The organism is Thermobacillus sp. ZCTH02-B1 (assembly GCF_002159085.1).
Classification (GTDB): Bacteria; Bacillota; Bacilli; order Paenibacillales; family Paenibacillaceae; genus Thermobacillus.
Genome location: NZ_LZRU01000046.1, coordinates 37,500 through 45,488, shown reverse-complemented (window position 1 = coordinate 45,488; position 7,989 = coordinate 37,500). Strand labels below are relative to the sequence as shown.

At 62.8% G+C, this 7,989-nt stretch carries 7 protein-coding genes and 1 pseudogene; 2 read left to right on the top strand and 6 right to left on the bottom strand.

What is annotated here, in order from left to right:
• Positions 1-243: 243 nt before the first annotated feature.
• On the bottom strand, positions 244-1,086 hold the full coding sequence (locus A9Z00_RS15745; RefSeq protein WP_296979407.1) for a DUF92 domain-containing protein: 843 nt from the start codon (positions 1,084-1,086) through the stop codon (positions 244-246).
• 288 nt (positions 1,087-1,374) lie between these two features.
• Here A9Z00_RS15745 and A9Z00_RS15740 point away from each other — a divergent pair.
• A pseudogene (locus tag A9Z00_RS15740) lies at positions 1,375-1,701 on the top strand (GAF domain-containing protein); the annotation flags it as partial.
• A 43-nt stretch (positions 1,702-1,744) separates the two neighbouring features.
• Positions 1,745-2,149 (top strand): HD-GYP domain-containing protein, encoded by a 405-nt coding sequence (locus A9Z00_RS15735; protein ID WP_296979413.1) that lies wholly within the window; start codon positions 1,745-1,747, stop codon positions 2,147-2,149.
• Positions 2,150-2,359: 210 nt separating this feature from the next.
• Here A9Z00_RS15735 and A9Z00_RS15730 read toward each other — a convergent pair whose 3' ends face one another.
• The 5 genes from A9Z00_RS15730 to A9Z00_RS15710 all read right to left on the bottom strand — a co-directional run bounded on the left by A9Z00_RS15730 (position 2,360) and on the right by A9Z00_RS15710 (position 7,804).
• Positions 2,360-3,109 (bottom strand): glycerophosphodiester phosphodiesterase, encoded by a 750-nt coding sequence (locus tag A9Z00_RS15730; protein ID WP_296979411.1) that lies wholly within the window; start codon positions 3,107-3,109, stop codon positions 2,360-2,362.
• A gap of 53 nt (positions 3,110-3,162) precedes the next feature.
• Positions 3,163-4,461: a CapA family protein gene (locus A9Z00_RS15725; RefSeq protein WP_296979405.1), complete on the bottom strand. Its 1,299-nt coding sequence runs from the start codon at positions 4,459-4,461 to the stop codon at positions 3,163-3,165.
• Between the two features lie 189 nt (positions 4,462-4,650).
• On the bottom strand, positions 4,651-5,808 hold the full coding sequence (nagA, locus tag A9Z00_RS15720) for an N-acetylglucosamine-6-phosphate deacetylase (protein ID WP_296979403.1): 1,158 nt from the start codon (positions 5,806-5,808) through the stop codon (positions 4,651-4,653).
• A 44-nt stretch (positions 5,809-5,852) separates the two neighbouring features.
• A complete protein-coding gene (locus tag A9Z00_RS15715) occupies positions 5,853-6,590 on the bottom strand; it encodes a glucosamine-6-phosphate deaminase (RefSeq protein WP_296979401.1) in 738 nt (245 codons plus the stop codon).
• Positions 6,591-6,751: 161 nt separating this feature from the next.
• Positions 6,752-7,804 (bottom strand): LacI family DNA-binding transcriptional regulator, encoded by a 1,053-nt coding sequence (locus A9Z00_RS15710; protein WP_296979409.1) that lies wholly within the window; start codon positions 7,802-7,804, stop codon positions 6,752-6,754.
• Between the last annotated feature and the right edge of the window lie 185 nt (positions 7,805-7,989).

Genomic DNA, 7,989 nt, shown 5'->3' with positions numbered 1-7,989 from the left:
TTCGATTTTCCGCACCAGATGATCTTCCGGGACGAGTTCATCGAGCGACACGAGGGAAAGTTGGGTGCGTCCTTCATAGCCCGTTTTCCTGAGCAACAGCAATCACTCCAACGCAGAGAATCCTTGCCATTATTATAACATATTACCGCGGTGAATGGGTAAAGTTTTATTGTATAAAAAAGACTATCGACAGGGACTTTGTCGACAGTCTGAAACGGCCGACCCTTGCGGGTCGGTCGTTCTTCATATGGCCGCGGGCAGCGCAATCAGTGCAGCGATCCCCCCGGCAACGACCGACGAAAGACAATTGACCGCATCGTTCGTCATCCAGCGGCGCCCCTGGGCGTGAAGCGCCGGCTCGCCGCAATGGACGGTCCGTTCCGTCAGCTCACCGCACACCAGACAGCGGTACAGCCCCTGCTGCCAGGCGCCGAGCAGCGAGTCGGCCATCGCGCCGGCGAGTCCGCTCGCCGCGGCGAGGGCGACCAGCGCACCCGCCGGAAGGCCCGTGGCGGCGCCGCCGCCAAGCAGCGCGGCCGCGGCGCCGATGAGCGCCGCTCCCGCCAGCGCGGCGGCCGTGCCGAGCGGGGTCACCCCGCCGCTCGTTCCTGCCGGCACCGCGCGGCCGGTCAGCACGGAACGCGGCTCCGCCCGGCTGAGCGCGCCGATCTCCGTCGCCCACGTGTCCGCGTTCACGGACGCCATGACGCCGACGAAGGCGGCGGCGATCAGCGGTTCCGGACGGATCGCATAGGCCGCAAGAAGCGCCAGGCCGACGCCGCCGTTCGCCCACACCTGGCCGGCATCACGCCGGCCGGTCTTCGCGTAGCGCTTCTCCGCTTCCCTTTTGCTCCGGGCATGACGCTTCCAGCGGGACCAGAAGACGGAGGTCATGAAAAAAGCAAGCAGCAGGCCGTACCAGAAAGGCCCGCCGAGCGCGAAGTAGCCCCCGCCCATCGCCGCGGCGGACCAGGCGCCGGACGCGGTGAGCGCCCGTCCGCGCCACGCGATCCAGGCGATCAGCCCGGCGCCCGCAAGCCCCGCCGCCCACCGCAGCGGCAACGGGGCGTTCCATGCTTCCACCATCCGCAGTACTCCCTTTCGGAATCGCTCCCGCCGAACGGAGAAGATGCTGCCGCAAACGGCAGGAGTTGTGCGATTTGTGTCGAATTTTTTCATGCAAGTTCCATTTTTTTGCGGAAGACGAGGTTTGCCGCCTGCAAGGAGTGTCGCGGTTTGCCCGATGATCCGACCGAATTCGAACGGGAGCCCCGGCTGAAGGAGGCGCACACCCCCGGGCAGCTCCTTCGCATCATTTCCGATTATACCGCAAAGATCGCGAACGAACGCAATCTGCACCATGTGCTTGTCCTGATGGCGAACATGGGGCGGGAGATGATCCTGTCCGACCGCTGCACCGTCTGGCTGATCGACCACAAACGGGGCGAGCTGTTCACGATATTCGCCCACGGGGTCGTCGAGATCCGCGTCCCGATCTGCTCGGGATTCGTCGGCTATTCGATCGCGACCGGCCAGCCGCTGCTGATCGAGGACGCGTACAAGGACCCGCGCCACAACGCGGAGAACGACCGCAAGACGGGCTACCGGACGAAGTCCGTCATCACCGTGCCGTTCGTCGGCAGCGACGGCAACGTCATCGGCGCCTACCAGGCCATCAACAAGATGACGAAGGAAGGCGTCTTCACGCAGCGCGATCTCGAATATCTGTCGCTCGCCGCCTCCTATGCGGGCAAGTCGCTCGAATCGGTCATGCTGCACGAGGAGATCGTCGCCACGCAGAAGGAGATCATTTTCCGGATGGGAGAGGTCGGCGAGAGCCGGTCGAAGGAGACGGGCAACCACGTCAAGGTACGAGCACCACGAGAAGTGGGACGGCACCGGCTATCCGCGCGGCCTGAAGGGCGAGGAGATCCACCTGTACGGACGAATCACGGCGGTGGCCGACGTGTTCGACGCGCTCGGCAGCGACCGGGTCTACAAGAAGGCCTGGGAGCTCGACCGCATCCTCACCCTGTTCCGCGAGGAGCGCGGACGGCATTTCGATCCGCAGCTCGTGGATGTCTTCATGGAAGAGCTGCCGCGCATCCTCGAAGTGCGTGACCGTTACAGGGACGAACTGCAGGAATGAGAAAACAACGGCCGGACGGGCGCCGCAGGCGCCTGCCGGCCGTTGTCATTCCGCCGTCGGTGAATCCGTCTTCTCCGATTCCAATGTCCAGGGAATCCGTCGCCACGCGATTCCATCGCGTCAAGGGAATCCGTCTTCGGGCGCTTCCGCCGTCAAACGGCCGTCGCCCGGCTTCCGCCGTCATGCGGTGCGCGCCGGACGAATCCGCCGTCATCCGAACCACGCCAAACGGCGTCCTTCCCGCAGCTCTCCGTACCGGTCGGGCCGGTTCGTGCAGATGATGATGTCTTCGCCCATCGCGGCGATTTTCCGCATCGAGGCTTTCCGGTCCACCGTCCAGGCCATGACGGTGAGTCCGGCTCGGCGGAACGACGCCATCCGCTTCGCCGTCAGCCTCGTCCAGCCGATCGACAGGAACGTCGCGCCGATCCGCGCGAGCGCCTGCTCAAGCCCGGGCGGAGCGGCGTCGATGATGAGCCCCGTTCGGATCCCGCTCTCCGCCTCCTTCACGCGCCTGAGCGCGAGAGGATCGAACGACGTGATGACGGCGTCCCGGATCAGGCCGCGTCGCCGGAGCAGGCCGGCGACCGCGGCCTCCAGCCCGGGATAGCGGCCGCCGTACGTCTTCAGCTCGATGTTGAGCTTGCACCGGCCCGCAATCAGATCCAGCACCTGCTCCAGCGTCGGCACGGGCTCTCCGCGGAACTCCGGCGAGAACCAGCTTCCCGCGTCCATCGCCTGAAGCTCCTTCGCCGTGAAATCGGCCACGCGCCCCTTTCGGTCGGTGGTCCGGTCCACCGTGTCGTCGTGGATGACGACCGGCACACCGTCCTTCGAAAGCTGCACGTCCAGTTCGATCCATTCCACGAACGGAAAATCGAGCGCCCGCTTCATTGCGGCAAGCGTGTTCTCGGGCGCAAGACCGGAAGCCCCCCGGTGTGCGCAGCACGGATTGGCCATTCCCATCGTCGCCTGTTCTCCTTCCATATCGCTAGCCGCGCCGGCCGTACCGCTCAAGGCGTCCCGGCTTCTACGGCTTCTCCGGCTTCCTCCGTCTCCCCGCCGGAACGCACCGGAGCCGGACGAAGCCGGCCGTCTTCATCGATCGCGACGCCGAACGAGAGCTGCTCGAGGCGTTCGAACATCGCCCGCCGTTCTTCGCCTTCCAGCGGTTCCGGGCGCGCCGGCTCGACCGCCCGCATCGGCACGAACGCCAGCCCGCAGCTTCCGTCCTTCGGGCATACCGCGTTCAGCACGCCGGTGTCGCGCGTTTCCGTGTTCTTCGTCGGGTTGAACACGAAATTGCCGAGGCTGTAGGCAATCCACCCGCCATTATAATATTCGAAGCCCTGCAGCACGTGCGGATGCGAGCCGACGACAATATCCGCTCCGGCGTCGATGTATTCCCGGGCCAGCTTCTTCTCGATGTCGCGCGGCGTGTAGCTGAGCTCCTCGCCCCAGTGGGCGTATACGATGACAAGATCGTGCGCTTCCTTCGCCCGACTGATCGCCGCCACCGCCCGGCGCGAATCATACGTCTCCGCGACGCCGGGATGGTTCCGGTCCGCCTTCCAGGACACCTCCGGCACGACGCGGCTGAAGCTGAAGATCGCGATCGATCTTCCCTTCACTTCGAAAACGGCCGGCCTGAACGCCTCTTCGTCGTTTCTCCCGGCTCCCGCGTGCGCGATGCCCGCTTCGTTCAGATGATCGATCGTATCCAGCAGCCCTTCGACGCCCTGGTCGAGCGTATGGTTGTTCGCGAGCGCGACGAAGTCGAATCCCGCCTCGCGGAGCGAAGGCAGCAGGTCCGGGCTGCCCTTGAACACGTACTGCTTGTTCTCGGCCGGCGTGCCGCGCGTCGTAACCGGATGTTCAAGGTTGCCGACCGTAAGATCCGGTTCGGACAGATACGGTTTCGCCTTGGCGAACGGATAATCCAGACCTTCGCGGCGCATCAGCTTCTCGACGGATGACGCGAGCAGAAGATCGCCGACGAACGCGATCCGGATCGTCCCGTCGGCCCGTTCCGGAGCATTCCCTTCCGGCGGGGCGGGCTCGCCGCCCCCGCTGCCGGGCGGCCCGGCGGCCTCATCCTCCGCCGGATGACCGTCATCCGTGTATCCGTTCCCGCCGGAAGGCCGGACGCCATCACCGGGTTCCGGCGCCGTCTCTTCAAGGTTTGCCACCGCCGGACTCGGCGCGCCGGCGCCGCCTTCTCCGCCTCCGATCCGATCTCCCCGGGCAAGCCCGTACACCATGGCGGCAATGGCGATCAGCATGATGATGTTCAACGCCGCGAGCCGGCGCATCCGCCGCCTGCGCTTCCTCCGTTCCCGCGCGCGCGATTCTGTCCGCGATAGCACCATTCCGTGCGATTCCCCTCGGGCAAATATTTCCCATCCATTATAACAGGAAAAGGCGCCGGTGCGACGCGCAGCCGGAACATTTTCCGGACCGCCGCATCCGGCGCCGTTACCGACCGATCGCCGCGCTCAGGCTTATCGCCCGCGGTAAACCGTACGGCCCGCCACCACGGTTTCCCGGACCGAGACGATTCCGCTTTCCGGATCGAAATCGAACAGCGTCAGGTTCGCCGGATTGCCGGCAGCCAGCGCACCCAGGGCTTCGCGGCCGATCGCGCGGGCCGGGCGCAGCGTCACGGCCTGCACCGCCTCCGCCAGCGTCAAGTCCGTATGCCGCACGGCGATCCCGATTCCGGTATCCAGGAGCAACGCGGAACCGGCGAAAATTTCGGGGTTCTCCGCCATATGCAGCCGTCCTTCCGCCGTCAGCTCCACCATACCGCCGATCGGGCTTTCGTATCTCCCGGGAGGCATGCCCGCAAACCGGGTGCAATCGCTGATGAAAATGGCCTTGTCCCGTTTGGCCCGCAACATCGCCTTCAGCACCGACGGAGCGAGATGATGCCCGTCCGGAATGAACGTCGCCCACAGCCGGTCTTCGGCGAGCTGATCCCAGATATAATTGGGATGGCGCGGAAGCATGGTCTGGGAGCCGTTGCCCAGGTGGGTGGAGACGGTCGCTCCGGCCGCCACCGCCTGCCCGATCTGCTCGCCGCTTGCCGCCGTATGGCCGATGGCCGCGACGATCCCGTTTTCCGTAAGCTTGCGGATGAACGGCACCGCGCCGTCGCGTTCCGGCGCCAGCGTCACCATCGTGATCAGTCCGTCTGCGGCCTCCTGCAGCTTCATGAAATGCTCCCAGTCGGGATCGCGCATGTATTGCGCCGGATGCGCGCCCCGGCTGCCGGGAAGTTCGGACAAATACGGGCCTTCCAGATGGATGCCCACGATCGATTCATGGGCGTATTGCCCGGAGCGTACGTAGGCGGCGATCGCCTGAAGTCCGCGCCGCATCCGGTCGAAATCCCCCGTGATGATCGTCGGCAGGTACGCCGCGACGCCGTGCCGGTGAAGCGTCCGCGTCACCCCTTCCACCTCTTCATGGGTAACCGCATCGGCGTTCAGATCAAACCCGCCGCATCCGTTCACCTGCAGATCGAGCCAGCCCGGTGATATCCAGGGCAGGCCGGACACGTCTGCCCCTTCCGGCCTGCCGATGCCCTTGATGATTCCACCCTCTGCTTCAATGACGACCGCTTCTCCGGTATCCGTCAATCTCCCGATCCATCGCATTCAACAAGCCACCGCCTTCCGCAACGCGCCGTACTCCCGCGGCATCAGGCCCATCGGTACACCTTCGCCGCCGATTCCTTGTCCAGGAACAGCCGCCAGCTCCGGTGGGTTTTCAGAATGGTCGCCGGCACCTTCGGATCAACCGGATTCATGAACGTGTTGTAAACGGCATCCGCCTTGGACGCACGCGGCACGACGGATACGATTTGGCGGCAGCGCAGGATCTGCCGGACGGACATGGAGATGGCCCGCGGAGGCACGTCGTCCACTGACGGAAACCAGCCTTCCCTGACCTGCTGCCGCTTGCAGGCGTCATTGAGTGTCACGATCCGGTAAGGCTCTTCCGCCTCGAAGTCGGCGGGCGGATCGTTGAACGCGATATGGGCGTTCTCGCCGATTCCGATCAGCCCCACATCCACGGGCTTCTCGCGGATCGCCCCGTTCAGCAGGTTCAGCGTTCGCTCCAAATCACCCTCGCCGCTGATGAGCCAGGCCTTCCGCACCGGGACATGTTGCAGGAAACGCTCCTTCAGGTATTTGCGGAAGCTGGCCGGATGGGATTCCGGCAGACCGACGTATTCGTCCAGGTGAAACATCTCCACCTTGTCCCATTCAATATCCTGTTTCACGAAATGACTCAGAAACTCGAACTGCGAAGCGCCCGTCGACAGCACGATGCGCGCTTCCCCCTGCCGTTCGATCGCCTCCTGCAGGAGATTGCGGCATTCCCTCGCCGCCGCCAATCCGAGCTCGTCCGCCGTCTCGCAAATCGTCAGTTTCATGGCTGATCCTCTCCCGAGCTGAAGTGGTCGCATTCGTCGCAATAATTTTTTCTGTCAATTGGGAATATTTTTTCAGTAATCGATTTCTGTCAGCATGATTGTAGCATGTTCTTTCCCTTTTGACCACCATGAAACCGGCAAAAAAAACGGCAGCGGCCCGCTCACCGTCCGGAGGTTTCCGAATGCCCCCCGCGTGACACGACCGACTGCCGTTCGATCAGCTTCGGCTGCAGAATGATTTCGAACTGGTGGTTGTTTTCGTTGTTCATCATATTCAGCAACATCGTGCACGCCATTTTGCCCATTTCGTAATCGGGCTGCTTGATCGTCGTAAGCGGCGGATGGATCATCTGGCCGACGTCGATTCCGTCGAATCCCATCACGGAGATCTCTTCCGGCACCCGGATGTTCCGGCTCGACAACTCGTTGATCACGCCGATGGCCAGCATGTCGTTGCAGGTGAAAACCGCCGTGGCCTGAACCTTCGCGGCCAGCAGCTTGCGGGCCAAAGCCCGGCCGGTATCGAAATCGGACAGCGGATTGTGATCGTCGTCCGCGTTCGCCTCCACGAGGATCGGCTCCAGTCCGGCTTCCTTCATGGCCTCCTGATAACCCCGGAAAATGCTCCTCCGGCTGGGGCGGTCCATCCGAGCCGTCAAGTAGGCGATGCGGCGATGTCCTTTGTCGATCAGATGCCGGGTCGCCATTTGTCCACCCTTGACAAAGTCGAAATCGATCTTCGATATGCCTTCCGCATCCACCCTCTGATCGATCGCGATGACGTGGATGCCCATGTCGGCCAACTGTTTGAACATCCCGCCGTCGTTCGCAATGGACGCGATGATCAGACCCTTCACCTGCTTCTCCATCAGCATCCGGATGTATTCGCTTTCCAGCTCCGGATCATGCATGGAATTGCAGGTGATGACCGTGTATTTCCGCTGTCTGGCCGTTTGTTCGATTCCCAGAATGACCGAGGAATAGAAAGGGTTGACAATGGAGGGAACGACGACTCCGATCGTCGTGCTCGTGTTCTTCTTCAGCTGTTTCCCGAGCAGGTTCGGTACGTAGTTGGTTTCGGCGGCGATTTTGAGGATTTTTTCCCGAAGGCTTTGGCTGACCGGATAATCGCTGTTGCTCAGAACCCGCGATACGGTCGCGGCGGAGACATTGGCCATGCGCGCGATGTCGTGAATGGTGACCTTTTTCTTCATTCTTTTCAATCCCAGCCTCCTTCAGCAATCGATTACTCGTCCTGTTGCGAAAAAAAAAAGATTCCGTTTCTCCGAACATGCTTCATTCTCTCATCGGATATTACCATACCTGTTTTGCAGAAGGCAAGTTGCTCCCGGAAAAGGCAGCAATGATCATATTGACAAGCGGCAAGGAGGAATGATTA